Source organism: Streptomyces sp. NPDC056948, from assembly GCF_042674225.1.
Lineage (GTDB): Bacteria > Actinomycetota > Actinomycetes > Streptomycetales > Streptomycetaceae > Streptomyces > Streptomyces purpurascens.
Window position 1 is genome coordinate 12,747 of record NZ_JBHUQX010000017.1, and the last position, 19,915, is coordinate 32,661.

At 72.4% G+C, this 19,915-nt stretch carries 19 protein-coding genes and 1 pseudogene; 11 read left to right on the forward strand and 9 right to left on the reverse strand.

Annotated elements, in window-relative coordinates; all coding sequences use genetic code 11:
* Nucleotides 1-55: 55 nt before the first annotated feature.
* A complete protein-coding gene (locus tag ACFTZL_RS03955; protein WP_382577929.1) occupies nucleotides 56-1,585 on the forward strand; it encodes a helix-turn-helix domain-containing protein in 1,530 nt (509 codons plus the stop codon).
* Nucleotides 1,586-1,599: 14 nt separating this feature from the next.
* On the opposite strand, the gene ACFTZL_RS03960 is transcribed toward ACFTZL_RS03955, so the two are convergent.
* Nucleotides 1,600-2,232: a hypothetical protein gene (locus ACFTZL_RS03960; RefSeq protein WP_382577930.1), complete on the reverse strand. Its 633-nt coding sequence runs from the start codon at nucleotides 2,230-2,232 to the stop codon at nucleotides 1,600-1,602.
* Between the two features lie 282 nt (nucleotides 2,233-2,514).
* Between ACFTZL_RS03960 and ACFTZL_RS03965 the strand changes: the two genes are divergently transcribed.
* The 6 genes from ACFTZL_RS03965 to ACFTZL_RS03990 all read left to right on the forward strand — a co-directional run bounded on the left by ACFTZL_RS03965 (nucleotide 2,515) and on the right by ACFTZL_RS03990 (nucleotide 9,417).
* Entirely contained in the window at nucleotides 2,515-3,966 is a 1,452-nt protein-coding gene (locus ACFTZL_RS03965; RefSeq protein WP_382577932.1) for a serine/threonine-protein kinase, read from the forward strand.
* Nucleotides 3,967-4,123: 157 nt separating this feature from the next.
* Nucleotides 4,124-5,590, forward strand: coding sequence for a Y4yA family PLP-dependent enzyme (locus ACFTZL_RS03970; RefSeq protein WP_382577935.1), 1,467 nt, complete (start codon nucleotides 4,124-4,126; stop codon nucleotides 5,588-5,590).
* Entirely contained in the window at nucleotides 5,587-6,906 is a 1,320-nt protein-coding gene (locus ACFTZL_RS03975; protein ID WP_382577937.1) for a pyridoxal-phosphate dependent enzyme, read from the forward strand. The genes ACFTZL_RS03970 and ACFTZL_RS03975 overlap by 4 nt, the downstream gene beginning before the upstream one ends.
* Nucleotides 6,907-6,911: 5 nt before the next feature.
* Nucleotides 6,912-8,108: an aminotransferase class V-fold PLP-dependent enzyme gene (locus ACFTZL_RS03980; RefSeq protein WP_382577940.1), complete on the forward strand. Its 1,197-nt coding sequence runs from the start codon at nucleotides 6,912-6,914 to the stop codon at nucleotides 8,106-8,108.
* Nucleotides 8,109-8,199: 91 nt separating this feature from the next.
* Nucleotides 8,200-8,964 (forward strand): class I SAM-dependent methyltransferase, encoded by a 765-nt coding sequence (locus tag ACFTZL_RS03985; protein ID WP_382577942.1) that lies wholly within the window; start codon nucleotides 8,200-8,202, stop codon nucleotides 8,962-8,964.
* A gap of 153 nt (nucleotides 8,965-9,117) precedes the next feature.
* A complete protein-coding gene (locus tag ACFTZL_RS03990) occupies nucleotides 9,118-9,417 on the forward strand; it encodes a hypothetical protein (RefSeq protein ID WP_382577943.1) in 300 nt (99 codons plus the stop codon).
* 29 nt (nucleotides 9,418-9,446) lie between these two features.
* Here ACFTZL_RS03990 and ACFTZL_RS03995 read toward each other — a convergent pair whose 3' ends face one another.
* From ACFTZL_RS03995 to ACFTZL_RS04020, 6 genes are all read right to left on the reverse strand, one after another.
* The gene (locus ACFTZL_RS03995) at nucleotides 9,447-10,100 is read right to left on the reverse strand and encodes an ABC transporter ATP-binding protein (RefSeq protein WP_382577946.1); all 654 of its coding nucleotides are present in this window, start codon (nucleotides 10,098-10,100) and stop codon (nucleotides 9,447-9,449) included.
* Nucleotides 10,093-11,019, reverse strand: coding sequence for an ABC transporter ATP-binding protein (locus ACFTZL_RS04000; RefSeq protein WP_382577987.1), 927 nt, complete (start codon nucleotides 11,017-11,019; stop codon nucleotides 10,093-10,095). Before ACFTZL_RS04000 ends, ACFTZL_RS03995 begins: the two co-directional genes overlap by 8 nt.
* Nucleotides 11,020-11,114: 95 nt before the next feature.
* A complete protein-coding gene (locus tag ACFTZL_RS04005; RefSeq protein ID WP_382577948.1) occupies nucleotides 11,115-12,014 on the reverse strand; it encodes an ABC transporter permease in 900 nt (299 codons plus the stop codon).
* Nucleotides 12,004-12,972, reverse strand: a complete 969-nt coding sequence (locus ACFTZL_RS04010; protein ID WP_382577950.1) for an ABC transporter permease — start codon at nucleotides 12,970-12,972, stop codon at nucleotides 12,004-12,006. Before ACFTZL_RS04010 ends, ACFTZL_RS04005 begins: the two co-directional genes overlap by 11 nt.
* Nucleotides 12,973-12,992: 20 nt before the next feature.
* A complete protein-coding gene (locus ACFTZL_RS04015; protein ID WP_382577952.1) occupies nucleotides 12,993-14,579 on the reverse strand; it encodes an ABC transporter substrate-binding protein in 1,587 nt (528 codons plus the stop codon).
* 117 nt (nucleotides 14,580-14,696) lie between these two features.
* Nucleotides 14,697-15,137, reverse strand: a complete 441-nt coding sequence (locus tag ACFTZL_RS04020; protein ID WP_382577955.1) for a DUF6299 family protein — start codon at nucleotides 15,135-15,137, stop codon at nucleotides 14,697-14,699.
* Between the two features lie 243 nt (nucleotides 15,138-15,380).
* Here ACFTZL_RS04020 and ACFTZL_RS04025 point away from each other — a divergent pair, with 243 nt between their 5' ends.
* Nucleotides 15,381-15,575 carry a DUF5999 family protein gene (locus tag ACFTZL_RS04025; RefSeq protein WP_382577957.1) on the forward strand — a complete coding sequence of 65 codons (195 nt, stop codon included), beginning with the start codon at nucleotides 15,381-15,383 and terminating at the stop codon, nucleotides 15,573-15,575.
* An 8-nt stretch (nucleotides 15,576-15,583) separates the two neighbouring features.
* Here the strand turns inward: ACFTZL_RS04025 and ACFTZL_RS04030 are convergent, their stop codons facing one another.
* Nucleotides 15,584-15,982, reverse strand: coding sequence for a RidA family protein (locus tag ACFTZL_RS04030; RefSeq protein ID WP_382577958.1), 399 nt, complete (start codon nucleotides 15,980-15,982; stop codon nucleotides 15,584-15,586).
* Nucleotides 15,979-17,106: an acyl-CoA dehydrogenase family protein gene (locus ACFTZL_RS04035; RefSeq protein ID WP_382577960.1), complete on the reverse strand. Its 1,128-nt coding sequence runs from the start codon at nucleotides 17,104-17,106 to the stop codon at nucleotides 15,979-15,981. Before ACFTZL_RS04035 ends, ACFTZL_RS04030 begins: the two co-directional genes overlap by 4 nt.
* A gap of 127 nt (nucleotides 17,107-17,233) precedes the next feature.
* On the opposite strand from ACFTZL_RS04035, the gene ACFTZL_RS04040 reads away from it, so the two are divergent.
* From ACFTZL_RS04040 to ACFTZL_RS04050, 3 genes and pseudogenes are all read left to right on the forward strand, one after another.
* On the forward strand, nucleotides 17,234-18,856 hold the full coding sequence (locus tag ACFTZL_RS04040; RefSeq protein WP_382577963.1) for an AMP-binding protein: 1,623 nt from the start codon (nucleotides 17,234-17,236) through the stop codon (nucleotides 18,854-18,856).
* Nucleotides 18,857-18,871: 15 nt separating this feature from the next.
* On the forward strand, nucleotides 18,872-19,684 hold the full coding sequence (locus tag ACFTZL_RS04045) for a PaaX family transcriptional regulator C-terminal domain-containing protein (RefSeq protein ID WP_382577965.1): 813 nt from the start codon (nucleotides 18,872-18,874) through the stop codon (nucleotides 19,682-19,684).
* A 26-nt stretch (nucleotides 19,685-19,710) separates the two neighbouring features.
* A pseudogene (locus ACFTZL_RS04050) lies at nucleotides 19,711-19,902 on the forward strand (isochorismatase family protein); the annotation flags it as partial.
* Nucleotides 19,903-19,915: the final 13 nt, after the last annotated feature.

Consider the following 19,915-nt stretch of genomic DNA (forward strand, 5'->3'; position numbering starts at 1 on the left):
CCCGAATGGACCCCCTAGCCGGGTTCCATCTCATATCTGAGATAACCTCAACCACATGGCAGACGACTACCTCGTACGCATCGGCAAGCTCATCCGTGACGCCCGGCAGCACCGGGGCTGGACGCAGTCGCAGCTCGCCGAGGCGCTCGGAACCAGCCAGAGCGCCGTCAACCGGATCGAGCGCGGCAACCAGAACATCAGCCTTGAGATGATCGCGCGCATCGGGGAGGCCCTCGACAGCGAGATCGTGTCGCTCGGCTACGCCGGTCCGATGCATCTGCGGGTGGTCGGCGGGCGCCGGCTGTCCGGCGCCATCGACGTGAAGACGAGCAAGAACGCGTGCGTGGCGCTGCTGTGCGCCTCACTGCTCAACCAGGGGCGCACAGTGCTGCGCCGCGTCGCCCGCATCGAGGAGGTCTACCGCCTCCTGGAGGTGCTGGGCTCCATCGGCGTCCGCACCCGGTGGATCAACGACGGTGTCGACCTGGAGATCGTGCCGGCGGCCGAGCTGGACCTGGCGGCGATCGACGCGGACGCGGCCCGCCGCACCCGCTCGATCATCATGTTCCTCGGCCCGCTGCTGCACCGCATGGACCACTTCAAGCTGCCGTACGCCGGCGGCTGCGACCTCGGCACGCGCACGGTCGAACCGCACATGATCGCGCTGCGCCGGTTCGGTCTCGACATCGCCGCGACCGAGGGCCAGTACCACGGCATGGTGGACCGTTCGGTCCGCCCCGACCGCCCGATCGTGCTGACCGAGCGCGGCGACACGGTCACCGAGAACGCGCTGCTCGCCGCCGCCCGGCACGACGGCATCACCGTCATCCGCAACGCCTCGTCCAACTACATGGTCCAGGACCTGTGCTTCTTCCTGGAGGCGTTGGGCGTCAAGGTCGACGGCATCGGGACGACCACGCTCACCGTGCACGGCGTGCCCACCATCGACGTCGATGTGGACTACTCCCCCTCCGAGGACCCGGTCGAGGCGATGAGCCTGGTCGCCGCGGCCGTCGTCACCGAGTCGCAGCTGACGGTGCGCCGGGTGCCGATCGAGTTCCTGGAGATCGAGCTGGCCGTGCTCGAGGAGATGGGCCTCGACCACGACCGCACGCCCGAGTACTTCGCCGACAACGGCCGCACCCGGCTGGTGGACCTCACCGTCCGGCCCTCCAAGCTGGAGGCGCCGATCGACAAGATCCACCCCATGCCGTTCCCCGGCCTGAACATCGACAACGTCCCGTTCTTCGCGGCCATCGCGGCGGTCGCCCAAGGCCAGACCCTCATCCACGACTGGGTCTACGACAACCGCGCGATCTACCTGACCGACCTGAACCGCCTCGGCGGCCGCCTCCAGCTCCTCGACCCCCACCGCGTCCTGGTCGAGGGCCCGAGCCGCTGGCGCGCCGCCGAGATGATGTGCCCACCCGCCCTGCGCCCCGCCGTGGTCGTCCTCCTGGCGATGATGGCGGCCGAGGGCACGTCGGTACTGCGCAACGTGTACGTCATCAACCGGGGTTACGAGGATTTGGCGGAGCGGCTGAACTCGATCGGGGCGCAGATCGAGACGTTCCGGGACATCTGAGACCGCCGGGGCGGTCAGTACAGCTTGTTGACGGCCGTGACGGTGGTCGTCTTGAAGTCGGCCACCTGGGCGTGCTGGAAGTTGCCCATCTGACCCCACAGGACGACCGTCACGGTCCGGCCGTCGCGGCCGACCGAGAACAGGCCGATGTCGGAGGAGCCCCACGCCGAGGCGGTGTGGAGGCCGTAGACGTGGGCGCCCTCCTCGACGTTCAGCCGGCCGTAGGACTTCTGCGTCGCCGTCAGGTCGGGGTCCTGCTCCATCAGCTTCTGCGCGCAGCCGGTGATGTCCTTGCGCAGCAGCGCCGCGAAGTCCTTGGCTCGCTGTTCCGTGCGCTCCACGACCGTGATCTGCTGGGCGTTGGTGTCGAACTCGGTCCCGTACGAGCGGTGGCTGGCGATGGACGGCAGGGCATCGCCCACGCAGACCGGCAGCGGGTCCGGCTGACCGGCCGTGACGGGTCCGGCGTACCAGGGCGAGGTCGGGTGCGGCGGCAGTTCGGCCGGCTCCAGGAACCGAGGCGTGGCGGACGCCGGTGTGGTGGCGGCGGCGGCCGGTACCGCGACTGCGGCGACACCGGCCACGGCCGCCAGCGCGGCCACGGTGGTACGGATGCCTCGGGTGCGGATCTGCACGGTCTCCCCCATGTTTCCCCCATGGTCTTCTTGCCGATTGCGCGGGCTTCAGCCTTTGCACCCCGTACGACCCGCCACCGCCCGCATACGTTGCCCTGCCCGCCTGCTACGGATCCGTCCCGAATGTCACCGGCGGGCTACAGGGGATCGCCGTCAGGGGCGGGGGCGTGGCCGATCACGAGGGGAGGGCCGTGATCCCCCTCACTTCCGGCCCAGGTCGACCCAGGGTCGGCAGTTATGGTGACCAGGGCGCATCAAGGTGCCCAACACGGACAAGGTGGCGGAGGGCACACGGTGTCGGACCAGGGGCGACTCGTCGCCGGGCGCTATCGGCTCGCCGAGCGGATCGGCCGGGGCGGCATGGGCACGGTGTGGCTGGCCGACGACGAGGTGCTGGGGCGCCGGGTCGCGCTGAAGCGGCTGCACGAGCAGCCGCACCTGTCTGCCGACGAGCTCGGCACGCGCGACGAGCGCATGCGCCGTGAGGCGCGCAGCGCCGCGCGCATCGTCCACCCCAATGTGATCGTCGTGCACGACGTCGTGGAGGACGAGGGCCGGCCCTGCGTCGTCATGGAGTACGTCCCCGGCCACACGCTCGCCGACCTCCTCCAGGAAGGCCGCACCCTCCCGCCCCACGAGGCGGCCCGGATCGGCCTGGCCATGGTGTCCGCCCTGCGAGCCGCGCACGAGGCCGGAGTCCTGCACCGCGACGTCAAGCCCGGCAACGTCCTGCTCGGCACGGGCGACCGGGTCGTGCTCACCGACTTCGGCATAGCCACCACGGCCGGCTCGTCGACCCTGACCAGGACCGGCGAGATGGTCGGATCCATCGACTACATGGCCCCGGAACGCGTCAGAGGCCTCACCCCGGGCCCGGCCTCGGACCTGTGGGCCTTGGGCGCCACGCTGTACCAGACGGTGGAGGGACGCCCCCCGTTCCGTCGCCTCACAGCGATGGAAACGGCCTACGCCATCGCCACGGACCCCACACCCCCACCGACCCGGGCCGGCCCCCTGGACCCCCTCATCGAGTCCCTCCTGGCCAGGGAGCCGGAGAGCCGCCCGTCAACGGAGGAGACAGAACACTCCTTGCGGGCAGCAGTGGACGCCCTTCAGGGGCGCGGGGAACTGCGCGATCAACCACAAGCAACCCGCACCCGCCGACGCCGCCGCATCACCACCACCGCCGCGGCACTCACCGCCACCCTCGCCGTGGGCGCGACCCTCTACGTAGCAAACCCATACCAAACCGAAAAACCACGCAAAACTACAATCCGACCCACCGCCACACCCAGCCCCAGCCCCGTCCCCCAGGGCTACCACCTCGTCCACGACGAAAAGCTCGGCATCTCCTTCCCCATCCCGAACGACTGGAAGGCCCGCACCCGCACCGCGGAACAGGTCACCTACGCCGACCCCACCGGCCTCGCCGGCATCACCATCGGCACAGTCGCCCCGGCAGGACCGAACCCGGCCGACCACTTCGCCGACATCGAGGCGAACACCAAGCTCAACTACTCCACGTACCGCCGGCTGCGCATGCAGCGGACGACCTTCCGCGAACAGCCCGCCGCGATATGGGAGTTCACCTTCCAGGGCCGGGCCCGCCCGTTCCGCGCCATCGACCTCGGCTACGGCCGCGAGGGCGGACGCGAGTACGACATCTACCTCTCGGCACCCGAGGCGGAGTGGGACACCCACCGCCCCGTCTTCGACCATGTCAGGGACGGCTTCAGGACAGACTGAAGCAGTCCGTGATCCGCTTCACACCGGCGACCGGACAGGACCGGGCCTTTCAGGGCGTAAAGCGACCGAAGAATGGATATGGGCTATACGGCGAAACGCGGGGAGTGTCCGACGTGCCCGGATGCCGGGCGCAGCGGCTTCAGGGGAGGGAGCGCGCATGGACGGCCGGCCCTTGTTTCTCGAACCGCGGCTGGAGCCACGGCTGAGGTCGCTCGTGGCGGCGACCGGGACATCGCACTCGCTCATCGACGCGCTCGGCTCACCCCTGCACGTGGTGGTGCCGGACCAGATCGCCGAGAATCTGGAGCGCTTCCGGTCCGTGTACCGCGCGCATCATCTGTCGGGCCAGGTCTTCTACGCCCACAAGGCCAACCGGTCCAGCGCTCTGCTGCGCCGCCTGGCCGCCACGGACGCGGGCGTGGACGTCGCGTCGCTGGGCGAGTTACAGCACGCGCTCGGTGCCGGTTTCACCGCTGACCGGATCACGGCCACCGGGCCGAAGAACCCCGAGTTCCTGTGGCTCGCGGCCCGTGCGGGGGTCACGGTCAGCGTCGACGGCGTGGGCGAGCTCGACCAGCTTGCCACGCTGGTGCGCAAGCACGCGCTCGCCCCGGTGCGGGTGCTGCTGCGGCTGTCGGGGTTCGAGGCATCGGGGGTGAGAGTGCTCAGCCGGCGCAGCCGGTTCGGCACGCCCGTACGGGAGTTGGATGCGCTGCTGGAGGCGGTCGAGCGGCACGGTGACGCGGTGGAGGCGGTGGGCGCTGCCTTCCATCTGGACACCACCAGCGTCGCGGAGAAGGCGACCGCGCTCGAAGGGTGCCTGGCCGCTCTGGAGGCGTGCCGGAGCCGGGGGCTCAGGCCCCGGGCCGTGGACGTCGGCGGCGGGTTCGGGGTCAACTACCTCGCCGAGCGGGAGCAGTGGGAGGCGTACACGACGGCGCTCACCTCCGCCGTGCTGGGCCGCCGCCCGCCCCTGACGTGGGGCGGGCACGGCTACGGGCTGCGGAACGAGTCCGGCACCCTGCGCGGCACGCTCGGCCTCTACCCCGCCCACCGGGCCGTCGCCGGCGCGGCCTACCTGGACGAGCTGCTGGCCCAGCCCGCCGCCTCCTTGGACGGCCGTCCGCTGGCCGGACTGCTGCTGGAGCACCTGTACGACCTGCACACCGAGCCCGGCCGGGCGCTGCTGGACCAGTGCGGGCTGACGCTGGCGAAGGTGCTGGAGGTCCGCGAGCAGGAGACCGGCGGGGAGCTGCTCGTACGGCTGGCCGCGAAGGCGGACGACATCGCCCTGGAGGACCACGGAGTGCTGATGGACCCGGTCGTCATCCCCGGAAGCGGGGCCGGCCCGGGCGAGGGGCCCGTCGCCGTCCACCTCTTCGGCAGCCTCTGCCTGGAGACCGACCTGATCACCCGGCGCACGGTGTTCCTGCCCCGCCGTCCGGTCCCCGGCGACCTGCTGGCGTTCGCCAACACCGCCGGGTACGCCATGGACTTCCACGCCACCCGCGCCCAGCACCAGCCCGCCGCCCGCAAGGTCGCCGCCTGGCAGGACGGCGACGTGTGGCGCTGGTGCCTCGACGACCAGTTCTGGCCGATCACGCCCTCGGGGGGAGCCCAGTGAGGTACGACAGCATCACGGAGGCGATAGGCAACACCCCGCTGGTGCGGCTGGACCCGGCCGTGCACGGACTGCGGAACATCGACCTGTTCGCCAAGCTGGAGATGCTCAACCCCTGGGGCTCGGTCAAGGACCGGGCGGCCTGGAGCATGGCCCGCCCGCTGCTCTCCGACGGCGTCGAACACGGCAGCCAGGTCGTGGAGTTGTCCAGCGGCAACACGGCGAAGGCGCTGGCGGTCGTCGCGGGCATGCACGGACTGGGATTCAAGAGCGTCACCAACCGGATGCGGGTACCGGAGATCAAGGACCTCCTGCTGCTGCTCGGCGCGGAGATCGAGGAGCTGCCGGGGCAGAGCGAGTGTCTGGACCCGACCGCGACGGACGATCCGCTGACCCTCTTCCACCGGACGCTGTCCGCCTCCGGCAGCGCCTATCTGCACACCGATCAGTACTTCAACCCGCGCAACACCGAGGCCCATCTGACCGGGACCGGCCCGGAGATCGTCAAGGACCTGGACGGCCGGGTGCCGGACTGGTTCGTCGCGTGTGTGGGCACGGCCGGTTCCTCCACGGGCGTGGCCCGCGCGCTGCGGGAGGAGGACCCCTCGGTGCGGGTGGTCGGGCTGGTCGCGGCCAAGTCCGACTTCATCCCCGGGATCCGCACGATCGACGAGGTGCAGGAGGTCGGCCTGTTCGACCCGGAGACCTACGACACGATGGAGTCGGTGAGCGCCGACGAGGCCATCGAGGGGATGCTGACCCTGAACCGCCGCTGCGGCATCCTGGGCGGCCCCACCGGAGGGGCCGCCTACTTCGGTGCGGTCCGCCATCTGCGCGCCCTCGACGAGGAGTCGGGCGAGCGCCGGACGGCCGTGTTCATCGTCTGCGACCGGGTCGAGAGCTATCTGAGCTACGTCCGTCAGCGGCGGCCCGACCTGCTGGGCCGGCCGGCCCGGAAGAACTCCCCGGCCGACCTGACCGAGACCGAGGTGCGCGGGGCGCCGTCGGTCACCGTGGCCGACGCCCGGCGCTGGATCGACACCGACCGGCCGCTCGTGGTCGACCTGCGCAGTCCGTTCGCGTACGCGGCGCTGCACATCGACGGGTCGGTCAACATCGTCGACGAGCTGTTCGCCGAACTCCTGCGGGGCGGCTTGCCGTTCAGCCGGAGCCGGCCGGTGCTGCTGGCGTGTCCGGTGGGCGAGCAGTCCGCGCGGTACGCGGCGCTGCTGACCCGGATGGGCCATGCCGACGTGCGCAGCCTGACCGGCGGCATCATCGCCTGGCGGGACGCGGGCGCGCCCCTGGTGCGGGACTGACGGCCATGACCGCACCGATGACCCGCGAGGATCCGCACCAGTGGCAGCAGGCGCTGCGCGCCCAGTTCCCGATCGTCACCGGGCACCCGGAACTGGCGTACCTGGACAGCGCGGCCACGGCCCAGAAGCCGCAGGCCGTCCTGGACGCCGTGCAGACGTACCTCACCACCAGCAACGCCAACGCCGCGCGCGGCACCTACACCTGGGCCAACCGGACCACGGAGCTGGTGGAGCGGACCCGCGAGCGCGTCGCCCGGTTCCTCGGGGACGGCCGGCCGGAGCGGTCGGCCGTCCACTTCACCAGCGGCACGACCGAGGGGCTGCGGACGATCGCCCGCGACTGGCTGCCGGGGTTCCTGCGCGACGGCGACGAGATCGTCGTACCCGACGCCGACCACCAGGCCAACATCGCGCCCTGGCTGGAGGCCCAGCGGCTGCTCGCCCGGGAGGGCGTGCGCGTCCGGGTGCTGCCGATGCCGTACCAGAGCGGTTCCGGGGACTACGACCACACCGCGCTGGCCGAACGGGCCGGGCCGCGCACCCGGTTCGTCGCCACGACCCACGTCCACCACGTGTACGGCGGCGACATGAATGTGCACCGCATCCGCAGGGCGGTCGGCCCGGACGCGGTCATCTGTCTGGACGCGGCGCAGAGCGTCGGGCATCTGCCGGTGTCCGTGGCCGATTCGGACGTCGATTTCGTGGTCTTCTCGGGGCACAAGGCGCTGGCCCTGCCGGGTTCCGGCGCGGTCTGGGCCCGGCAGGCGCGCGGCCCGGCGTTCACGCCCGGCGGGTGGAGCGGCACGCCGAACACCGTGGGCATCGCCTCGCTCGAAGCGGCCCTGGACTGGCTGGACGCCGCCGGAGTGGAGCGCATCGAGCGGTGGACGGTCGGCCTGGCGGCCCGGCTCACCGACGGGCTGCGCCGTCTGGACGCCTACGAGATCCTCGGCTGCCCGCTCAGCCTGGCGGCCGACTCGACGGTGCAGCGGCGCCAGAGCATCGTGACGCTGCGGCACCGCGCCATCGACTCGGGCGACCTGGGCTTCATCCTCTTCAGCCACGGTTTCATGGTCCGCTCCGACCACCACTGCCAGGGCGACGCGGGCGAGAAGACCGGTTCGGTGCGGGTGAGTCTGCATGTGTACAACACCGACGAGGAGATCGACCGGCTGCTGTCCGTTCTCGCGTCACTCCAGTGACTCCGCCGTCTATGCGTAATGGGAACCGTTTCCACCTGTAGGCTCAGGCCCGGCAGGAGTCAGGTGCGAGACGGCAAGGTGGCGCGTCCGGATGGGGCTGAGTCTGGAGACGGCGGAGCGGTGGGTGGAGCGCTGGGAGCTCCAGCAGCAGCGGTACGCCGTCGACCGCGAGGAGCGGTTCACCGTGATCGCCGATGTCGTCGAGCACGTCACGGCGGGGCGCGCGGGCCGGCCGCTCGTCGTCGACCTGGGCTGCGGGCCCGGCTCCCTGGCGGCCCGGCTGGTCCGGCGGCTGCCGGACGCGGAGATCGTGGCCGTGGACCGCGACCCCGTCCTGCTGGAGCTGGGCCGGACCCACCACCCCGACGCGGCCCGCTATGTGGACGCGGAGATCGGCGCACCCGGCTGGACCGGGACGCTGGGCCTGGACCGGCCCCTGGACGCCGCCGTCTCCACGACGGCCCTGCACTACCTCGACCGCGACACCCTGCTGCGCACCTACCGGCAGCTCGCCGCGCTGCTGCGGCCCGGGGGCGTCCTCGTCAACGGCGACCATCTCCCCCAGGACGCCGACGGGCCGGACGGGATCGCCACCCATGTCGGGCGGTGCCGGGCCGACCGGCAGCGGGCGTTCGCCCATGAGGACTGGGGCTCCTGGTGGGCCGCACTCTCCCGCGACCCCGAGCTGACCGACCTCCTCGCGGAGCGCCGCCGCCGGGAGGAGCCTCTCGACAGCGGTCCGCCTGCCGACCTTCCCCTCTCCGCCCACCTCGAGCTGTTGCGGCAGGCGGGGTTCGGCACAGCGGGACCGGTCTGGCAGTACGGCGACAGTTGTGTCGTCGTGGCGGTCCGCTAGAGCCGGCATCACCCCTACACCCTCCGTCAGATGGCGGGCGGCGGCGAGTGCTCGGACAATACACGCAGAAATCGCCATATATTCATGCCGCCACACCGCAGCCCCGACCGAAGGGCCACGGGCCGTAGCGCCCACACATGAGGAGCCACCCCCATGACCACCGCCGAGCACATCACGCACGAGGACCACCCGCACGCCCACGGCGACGACTGCGGGCACATCGCCTTCGCCCACGGCGACCACACCGACTACGCCCATGACGGCCACATCCACCGGATGCACCAGGGCCACGTCGACGAGTGCGCGAACGGCGGCCACACGGTGCACCACAACCACGACCACCAGCACGGCGACGACTGCGGCCATCTGGCCGTGCGGCACGGCGACCACACCGACTACGTGCACGACGGTCACCGTCACGCCACCCACGAAGGACACTGGGACGATCACTGAACCGCGCCCGAACCCCGCGGTAGCGCGGTTCAGGACAGGCTGTCCCAGTCGACGGTGCGGTCGCACCAGCGCCCGAGCAGCGTGCGGTCGTGGCCGACGGCCAGCAGCGCGGCGCCGGTCGCGGCCCGGTAGTCCTCCACGGCCGCGACCAGGGCGGCGGCCGTGGAGGCGTCGAGCATGGCGGTCATCTCGTCGCACACCAGCAGGCGCGGGCGCAGCACGAGGGCGCGGGCGAGGCAGGCGCGTTGCAACTGGCCGTCGCTGACCTCGTGCGGCCGTCGGGTCAGCAGGTCCGGGGTGAGGCCGACGGCGGGGGCCAACTCGGCCACACGGTCGGGGATTTCCCTGCCACGGCCGGTGGCACGAAGGGGTTCGGCGATCAGGTCGGCGAGCGGCAGCCGGGGGTCGGCGGAAAGCCTGGCCTGCTGGAAGACGACCCCGAAGGCAGTGCGCAGGGCGCGCGGGGCGCGGTGCCGCCAGTGCCGTACGGCGTCGCCGTCGAGGACGACGGTTCCGGAGTCGGGCCGGTGCAGCAGGGCCGCGACCCGCGCCAGGGTGGACTTGCCGCAGCCGCTCGGGCCGAGCAGGCCGACGGACTCGCCCGGCGCCACGGTCAGGGAGACGTCCCGGACCACCGGGGCGTTCCTGGTGTATCCGGCGGTGATGGAGCGCAGTTCAAGCACGGACGCCCTCCGGCATGTGCGGGTGGTGGCAGGCGACCGTGCCCGGGGGCGGCGGAGCGGCACAGGCGCCGGTGGCCCGGTCGCAGCGGGCGGCGAAGGCGCAGCCGTCGGGGAGGTCGCCGAGTTCGGGCGGCATGCCGGGGATGGGCTTGAAGGCACGGTCGGGAAGGGCCTGGAGCAGGCCGCGGCTGTAGGGGTGGCGGGGCCCTGGTGAGCCGAAGAAGTCCGCGGCGGCGGCCAGTTCGACGATCCGGCCCGCGTACATCACGGCGACCCGGTCGGCGATGCGCTCGGCGGCCGCCAGGTCATGGGTGATCATCAGCAGGCCCCGTCCGCTGCCGCCGGCCTCCCCCGGCCCGTCGACGTGCCGCCGCAGTTCGTCCACCGTACGGTCGACCAGGTCGCGGTCGAGCCCGGTGGTCGGTTCGTCGGCGAGCAGCAGGGGCGCGTCGCCGACGAGAGCGAGGGCGGTGGCGGCGCGCTGGGCCAGGCCTCCGGAGAGCTGGTGGGGGTGGCGGTCGAGGTGGTCCGCGGGGAACGCGGCCCGTTCGGCGGCGGCCTCGGCGGCGGCACGCAGGGCGGCGCGCCCCCGGGTGGCGGTCAACGCGGCGACCGTCTCCTCCAGTTGGGAGCGGACGGTGCGCACGGGGGTGAGGTGGGCGGCCGGGCTCTGCGGTACGAGGCCGATGAGCCGGCCCCGTACGGTACGGGCGAGGGTCCGCTCGTCGGCCTCGAGCAGATCCAGGTCGCCGAGGTGGGCGGCTCCGGCGGTCTGCGCGTTGCCGGGGAGCAGGCCGAGCAGGGCGGAGGCCAGCACGGACTTGCCGCAGCCGCTCTCCCCGATCAGGGCCAGGCACTCACCGGCCGCCACGTCGAACCGGGCATCGGTGACGGCGGCGACACGTCGTCCACCGGCCATGAGGAACCGTACGGAGAGGCCGCGCACCGACAGCACGGGCCCGTCTCCGGCCGGCCCCGCGGCGACTTGGCCCGAGTCGGTTTCGACTCCGGTGCTCACAGCATCAGCTCCGATCGACGGCGGGGATGGATCCGCTCCCGCCAGGCTCCGGCGAGGCCGGCGATCGCGAGGGTGGGGATGATGAGGAACAGGCCCGGGAACAGGGTCGGCCACCACTGTCCGGCGAGCAGGGAGCCGCGGGCCGTCTGGATCAGGGTGCCGAGGCTCGCCGTGTGGGTGGGCAGTCCGAGTCCGAGGAAGGACAGCGCCGACTCGTGCCACATGGCGTGCGGCACCATCAGCACGGCGGCGAGGGCGGCTTGGGGCAGGACGGCGGGCAGCAGATGCCGTACCGTCACCCGCCACCGGGACGCCCCGCCGGAGACGGCGGCGTCGACGTACGGCCTGGACCGCAGGGACAGCACCTCGGCGCGGACGATCCGCGCGGTGGACAGCCAGTGGGTGAGCGCGACGGAGACGACCACCGGCCAGACGCCGGGGCGGAACATCGCGACGATGAAGATGCCGAGCAGCAGGTGGGGCACGGACGAGAACGCGTCGACCACCCGCATCAGGGCGCGATCGGCCCAGCCGCCCAGGGCGCCCGCCGTCGCGCCCACGGCGGTGCCGACCACCGTCGCCGTCAGGGCCGCCGCCACTCCGACGAGCAGCGAGACGCGCAGGCCGTAGACGCAGCGCAGCAGCAGGTCGCGGCCGACGTCGTCGGTGCCGAAGGGGTGGGCCCAGGACGGCGGTCGCAGCTTGGCGGCCAGGTCGACCGCCTGCTGGTCGAGCTGGACCAGCGGCGGGACGAGCAGCACGGCGAGGACGGTCGCGCCCACCAGCACGGCGGAGGTGCGCACGCGCAGCGTGCGGGTGGAGCGGCGTTTCGGGCCGTGCGAGCGCCACTCGGTCTCGGCCGGGGCGCCGGCCGGCGCCGGTGCGTCACATGTCACTGAGCTTCACCCTCGGGTCGAACAGTCCGTAGAGCAGGTCGGCGAGCAGATTCCCGGCGAGGACGGCGGCGGTGGCCAGGGTCGTCAGGGCGGCGAGCAGCGGGAAGTCGACGGCGGTGGCCGCCTCGACGGTGGCGGCGGCGATGCCCGGCCAGCTGAAGACGCTCTCCACCAGCAGGGCCCCTGTGATGAGTTCGGGCACGCGGGAGCCGATCAGGGTGAGCACCGGCAGCACTCCGGAGCGCAGGGCGTGGCCGAGCAGGACGGTGCGTTCGCTCAGGCCGCGTGCGCGGGCGCCGCGTACGGGGTCCTCCGCGAGGGCGTCGCCGACGCCCTGGCGGACGTAGAGCGTGAACCAGGGCAGTTGGGAGACGGCGAGGACTCCGGCGGGCAGCACCAGGTGGCTCGTGACCTGCCCGGCCGTGACCTGTTCGCTGGCGGTGTCCGTCAGGCCGCCCGCCGGCAGGACGTCCCACTGGAGGGCGAACAGCCAGACGGCGAGCAGGGCGATCCAGAAGACCGGGGCCGCCTCCAGGGTGTAGGCGAGGGAGGTGACGGTCCGGTCGAGGAGCGACCCGGGCCGGCGGGCGGCGAGCACGCCGAGGACCGTGCCCACCAGCACGGCGGCGGCGAAGGCGACCGCGCACAGCAGCGAGGACCACACGAGCCGTTCGCCGATGACCTGGGCGACCGGCTGCCGCAGCACGCTGGAGTGGCCGAGGTCGCCGGTGAGCGCGGAGGTCAGCCACTGCCACCAGCGGGCGGCGAAGGGCCGGTCCGCGCCGAGGTTCTCGCGCAGCCGGTCCAGGGTCTGCTGGTCGGCGCCGAGCGCGGCGGTGCCGGCGTACGCCTTGACGGGGTCGAACGGGGAGGCGGCGGCGATCGCGAACACGCCGAAGGTGACGACGAGCAGGACGGGGACGGCGAACAGCGCCCGCCGTCCCGCCAGCCGTGCCATCGCTCCCCAGGGGAGGCGGGTCACTTCTTCGGCTGCCAGTCCTCGATGTTCCACCAGGGGCCGCTGGCGAAGCCGTGCTCGTGCGGTTCGAGCTGGGTGCTCAGGCCGTCCCAGCGGTCGGCCAGGACGTAGAGGTGGTCGATGTGGGTGAGGAAGGTGTAGCCGGGGTCCTGGACCAGGGCGCGCTGGAGCTTGTCGTAGGCGGCCGTGCGCTCCGCCGGGTCCTGGCCGCGGCGGCCGTTGTCGAGGGCTCGGTCCACGGCCGGGTTGTCGTAGCGGGCCATGTTGTTGAAGCCGTCGCCGGCGAGGGAGGAGTGCAGCAGGGTGTACAGGCCGAAGTCGGGGTCGCCTGTGCTGCCGAAGCCCGCGAGGACGGCGGTGTCCTTCATGCGCGGCTCGATGACCTCCCAGGTGGCGCTCTCCGCCTTCACCTCGATGCCGGCCTTCTTGGCGTCGGAGGCGTAGGCGAGGGCGTGGTCCTGGCGGACCTTGTCGCCGGAGGGGTAGAGGAGGGTGAAGGACGCCCGCTGTCCGCCCTTGGCGCGGATGCCGTCCCCGGCGGGCTTCCAGCCGGCCTCGTCCAGGATCTTCCTGGCCCTGCCGAGGTCCTGGGCGCGCTCAATGGCCTTGGTGAAGGCGGGGTCGTCGACGGGCAGCGGCCCGTACGCCGGGCGGCCGGCGCCGTCGAGGATCTTGCCGACCATGGCCTCGCGGTCCACGGCGGCGTCGAGGGCCTGCCGGACGGCGCGGTCGCCGGTGACCTTGTTCGGGGTGGGGAGGGTGACGGCCCGGAAGTCGTAGGACCGGGCGTCGTAGGTGCGCCTGCCGTCGTCGTTCTTGAACGTGGCGGCGAGGTTGGGCGGGAGAACCGCGCCGTCGAGGTCGCCGGAGCGCAGCCGGGTGGCGCGTACGTTGTCGTCGGCGATGACCGCCATGGTGAAGGTCCGCACCTTCGGTTCGCCGCCCCAGTAGCGGGGGTTGGCCTTGAAGGTGAGCTTCTCGCCCTTGCTCCACTTCGAGAGGACGTACGGGCCGGTGCCGACCGGCTCGGTGTTGAAGGAGCCGGTGTTGGGGTCCTGCTTCCCGGCGAGGTGCTCGGGGACGATGGGCAGCACGGTGCGGGCGGCGAAGGCGGCGTAGGGGTACCGGAGCGTGAAGACGACCTTGTCGTCGCCGCTCGCCCGGACCTCCTTGACGGCGTCCAGCTCGCTCTTGAAGGTGTTGTTGGTCTTGGCGTCGAGGGCGGTCCGGTACGTGTAGACGACGTCGGCGGCCGTCAGCGGCTCGCCGTCGCTGAACTCCACCCCGTCGCGCAGCGTGTAGGTGTACGTGCGGCCGCCGTCGGCGATCTCGGGAAGCGCCGCCGCCAGGGCGGGCTTCAGCTTCAGGTCGGCGTCGCGGGCGAGCAGCCCGTCGAAGATCTTGGAGTTGCCGTCCTTGCCGTAGCCGAGCAGCGGGCTGAGGGTGTCCGGCTCGGATGCCACCCCGATGACGACGGATCCGGACTTGGCGTCGCCCTCGCCGCCACTGCTGGGGGCCGAGCAGGCGGTGACCGCCGCGGCCAGCGCCGCCGTGACGGCGGCTCCTCGTATCCGACGGGTCGACATATGACCTCACCCCGTTGTTGCTCTAGTCATGTTCTTGCACAGGCCTCGCAATTAAACAGTCAAGGAGGGCCTCCGCGCACCACCGCGGTGCGGGAGGCCCAGGTCACCGGCCCGTGCTCAGGGCCGGGTCAGGGTGATGTCCCGTCCGTGGACCGCGTGGAAGCTGGGCAGCGGCAGGCCGCTGAAGGTGCGCAGCTCCATCAGGGTGGCCTCGACGTGGGCCGCTCCGGGCGCGAGCGCGCCCGGCTTGGGCCGGCCCGTGTTCACCCAGCGGTGCTTCACGCCGTCGCACACGGCCCGGGTGCCGCCGATGCCGTAGCGGGTGGTGGAGACGCCCTGGCTCACGGAGGAGCTGACGAAGACCGGGCCGATGGCGCTCCGGCAGCGGTAGGTGCCGGAGAGGGTGACGGTGCCGTCGGCGGTGATCCGGCCCACCGAGTCGACCGTCACGGCCTCGTACGGGGCCGCGGCGGACGCGGTGGCGGGTGCCGCGGTGGCACCGGTGAGCAGGAGCAGCGCGGCACCGGCCGTCGCGCCGAGCAGGGGACGAACACGCATGGGGGGAACCTCCCGAAAGGAGTGGTTTTTTGTTCCACTCGTACCCGGCGCCCGGACCCACGCCCGCGCCCCTCACTCCTTCGGTGGCGGATCCGCACCGACCGTCGTGGAACGGTCCGGGGAATGTCCGGGGCGTGTCACGCTTCCTGACGGGCCGTTCCGATGAGTTCGAGTCGGGAGCATGGTCTGTACGTAAGAGTCATACGAATCCTCCGGATGGCCCTACCGACGTGGAGGTGCGCCATGTGTGCCCACCAGACCCAGTGCTCCGCGACCGACTCCTCCGCGGCGCATGTCGTCGCCGCCCACCCCGAGCAGGGCTGGAGCCTGCTGTGCGACGGGGCGATCGTCTTCGACGACACCGGTGAGCTGCTGCCGGACGGACGCGTGGTGGAGCCGCACCGGGTGACGGCTCAGCGGCTGGCCGTCGCGGCCTGAGAGCGGTTCTAGGGCAGCACCGCGAAGCCGTCGAGTTCGACCATCGCCTCTTCGTCCCACAGCCGGACGACCTCGACGACCGCCATGGCGGGGTAGTCGCGCCCGGCCGCCTCGCGCCACAGCCGGCCCAGTTGGGGGGCGTGGAGGCGGTACGCGGCGACGTCCGTGGCGTACACGGTGACGCGGGCGAGGTCGGAGGGCGTGCCGCCGGCCGCCGTGAGAGCGGCCAGCAGGTTCGCCAGCGCCTTCTCGAACTGTTCCGGCAGGGTCCGCCCCACCACCTTGCCGTCGGCGTCGAGGGCGGTCTGGCCCGCCAGGAACACCACCCTCGACCCGGAGGCCACAACCGCGTGGGAGAAGCCGGTGGGCGGGGACAGCTCGGGCGGATTGACGCGCTCGGTGGTCACCGGGCCTCCTGGTGGGCGTACAACTCCTTGGCGATGATGCCGCGTTGCACCTCGCTGGCCCCTTCGTAGACGCGCGGCGCGCGCACCTCGCGGTAGAGGTGTTCGAGCAGGTGCCCGCGTTGCAGCGCCCGGGCTCCGTGCAACTGGACGGCCGTGTCGACGACGTACTGCGCGGTCTCGGTGGCGAGCAGTTTCGCCATGGCGGCGCGCTGGGGCACGTCCGGGGCGTCCTCGTCGTAGGCCGTCGCCGCCGCGTAGACCATCAGGCGGGCCGCCTCCGTGCGCAGGGCCATCTCGGCGACCTGGTGGGAGACGGCCTGGAGGTCCCTCAGCTTGCCGCCGAAGGCGTCCCGCCCGGCGGTGTGGGCGAGGGTCGCGTCGAGGGCCGCCCGGGCCATGCCGACCGCGAAGGCGCCGACGCTGGGGCGGAACAGATTGAGCGTACCCATCGCGACCCGGAACCCCCGGTCCACCTCTCCGAGCACGTCCTCGGCCGTCACCGGTACGGCGTCGAAGTCGAGCGCGCCGATGGGGTGCGGGGAGAGCATGTCGAGGCCGGTGCCGGTCAGACCCGGACGGTCGGCGGGCACCAGGAAGGCCGTGACGCCCCGGGCCCCGGCATCGGGGACGGTCCGGGCGAAGACGGTGTAGAAGTCGGCCTCGGGGGCGTTGGAGATCCAGCACTTCTCGCCGGTGAGGCGCCAGCGGGCCGGGCCGTCCCGCTCCGCTCGCAGGGCCAGCGCCGCCGCGTCCGACCCCGCGCCCGGCTCGCTCAGCGCGAACGCCGCGACCGCCGTGCCGTCGGCCACCCGGGGGAGCCAGCGGGCGCGCTGGGACTCGGTGCCGTGGGCGTGGACCGGGTGGGCGCCGAGGCCCTGGAGGGCGAGGGCCGTCTCGGCCTCCGTGCAGCCGTGGGCCAGGGACTCGCGCATCAGGCACAGATCGAGGGCGCCGGACGTGAAGAGCCGCTCCAGCAGGCCCAGTCGGCCGAGTTCGGCGACCAGCGCGCGGTTCACATGACCCGGTTCGCCCTTCTCGGCCAGCGGGCGGAGCCGCTCGGCGGCCAGGGTGCGCAGCTCGGCGCACCAGGCGAGTTGTGCCGGTTCGAGCGAGAATGCGGTCATTGCCGGTCCCTTCTCCGCCACCCTGCTTCCCGGCCGGGCCACTCCGAGGCTATCGCGAACCGTTGACTGTCGTCACCAACACGATACGCTCCAGGGGCGAGCCCACCACGCCAAGGGGGCGAACCGTATGAATCCACGGGACACGGCGCACGTCGACACCTTCGCCCGCGACCATCTGCCGCCCCCGGACCACTGGCCCGAGCTCCGCTTCGACCTGCCGGAGCTGCGCTACCCCGAACGGCTCAACTGCGCGGCCGAACTGCTCCACGGCCCTCCGGACGATCGGCCCGCGTTCCTCACCCCCACCGGTGAGCCATGGACGTACGGCGAGTTGCGCGCCCGGGTCGACCGCATCGCGCACCTGCTCACCGGCGACCTCGGCGTCGTCCCCGGCAACCGGGTGCTGCTGCGCGGCCCCACCACACCGTGGCTCGCCGCCTGCTGGCTGGCCGTGCTGAAGGCGGGGGCCGTGGCGGTCACGGTGCTCGCCCAGCAGCGTCCGCACGAGCTGGGCACGATGTGCGAGATCGCCCGGGTCCGGCACGCGCTGTGCGACATCCGGGCCGTCGACGACCTCGCCAAGGCCGAGATCCCGGACCTGCGGATCACGACCTACGGCGGTGACGCCCCGGACGACCTGCTCAATCGCCCGGCGCCCGGCACGCCGTACGAGGCCGTCCGGACGGCGGCCGACGACGTGGCGCTGATCGCCTTCACCTCCGGCACCACCGGCCGCCCCAAGGGCTGTATGCACTTCCACCGGGACGTGCTGGCGATCGCCGACACCTTCTCCCGGCATGTGCTGAAGCCCCGCGCCGACGACGTCTTCACCGGCAGTCCGCCCCTGGGCTTCACCTTCGGGCTGGGCGGGCTGGTGGTCTTCCCGCTGCGGGCCGGGGCGAGCGCCCTGCTGCTGGAGCAGGCGGGCCCCAGGCAGCTGCTGCCCGCCATCGCCCGGCACCGGGTCTCCGTCCTGTTCACCGCGCCGACGGCCTACCGCGCGATGCTCGACGAGCTCGACGGCCACGACGTCTCGTCCCTGCGCCGCTGCGTCTCCGCCGGCGAGAACCTGCCCGCGGCCACCTGGCAGGCCTGGCACGAACGCACAGGCGTGCGCGTCATCAACGGCATCGGCGCCACCGAGCTGCTGCACATCTTCATCTCCGCGGCCGACGACCGGATCCGGCCCGGGGCGACGGGCGTTCCCGTACCGGGCTGGCACGCGCGCGTCCAGGACGCGGACGGCCGGCCGGTGCCCGACGGGCAGCCGGGGCTGCTCGCCGTGCGCGGACCGGTCGGCTGCCGGTATCTCGCCGACCCGCGGCAGCGGGAGTACGTACGCGGCGGCTGGAACATCACCGGAGACACCTACGTCCGCGAACCCGACGGCTACTTCCGCTACGTCGCCCGCGCCGACGACATGATCATCTCGGCCGGGTACAACATCGCCGGACCCGAGGTCGAGGACGCGCTGCTGCGGCACCCGGACGTGCTGGAGGCGGCGGTCGTGGGACGGCCCGACGAGGCGCGCGGGCAGGTCGTGGTGGCCTACGCCGTCCTCAAGGAGGGCGCGGAACGGGACGCCGGGGCGCTGCGCGACTTCGTGAAGAGCGAGCTGGCCCCGTACAAGTGCCCGCGCGAGATCGTCTTCCTGGACGCGCTGCCGCGCACCGCCACCGGCAAGCTCCAGCGATTCCGGCTGCGCACCGGAGGAGTCCCGGACGGCGGCACCGAAGGCGACCAGGATTGAGCCGTACGACCTAAGATGATCAACGTGTCCGACCAGCATGCACCACGGTCTCTCATCGTCACGCTCTACGGAGCGTACGGCCGCTTCGTACCGGGCCCCGTGCCGGTAGCCGAACTGATCCGGCTGCTGGCCGCGGTCGGTGTGGACGCCCCGTCCGTACGCTCCTCGGTGTCGCGGCTCAAGAGACGCGGACTGCTCGTGCCCGCCCGCACCGCGAACGGTGCGGCCGGGTACGAACTGTCCCCGGACGCCCGGCAATTGCTCGACGACGGCGACCGGCGCATCTACGCCACGGCTCCGCCCGAGGACGAGGGCTGGGTGCTCGCCGTGTTCTCCGTGCCGGAGTCGGAGCGGCAGAAGCGGCACGTGCTGCGCTCCCGGCTGGCCGGCCTCGGTTTCGGCACGGCCGCTCCGGGCGTGTGGATCGCGCCCGCGCGGCTGTACGAGGAGTCCCGGCACACCCTCCAGCGGCTGCGGCTCGACGGGTACGTCGACTTCTTCCGCGGCGGCCACCTCGGCTTCGCGCCGACCGCCGAGGCCGTCACGCGCTGGTGGGACCTGGCCGCCATCGCCAAGGAGCACGAGGCGTTCCTCGACCGCCACGCGCCCGTGCTGCACGGCTGGGAGAAGCGCGAGGACACCCCGCCCGAGGAGGCCTACCGCGACTACCTGCTCGCCCTGGACTCCTGGCGCCACCTCCCCTACACCGACCCCGGCCTGCCGTCCGCCCTGCTTCCCCGGGACTGGCCCGGGGAGCGCTCGTCGGCGGTGTTCCGGGGGCTGCACGAGCGGCTGCGGGACGCGGGGGCGGAATTCGTGGGCCTGTAGATCGCGTCCCCTCGTTTGGGCCCACGGTCACCGAGCAGTGCGTCCTCTACTCCGCCCTCGACGCGCACATCCGCCATCTGGAGGTCACGGTGCCCAGGGACGCCGTCGCCTCCATCCACCCCCATCTGGCGTCCGCCGCCCTGGAGATGATGGAGCGCAACATGGGCGCCGGGATCACCGCGGCGAAGGAGACGGACTTCGCGCCCACCGCGCCCTAGGCGGAGCGACCCA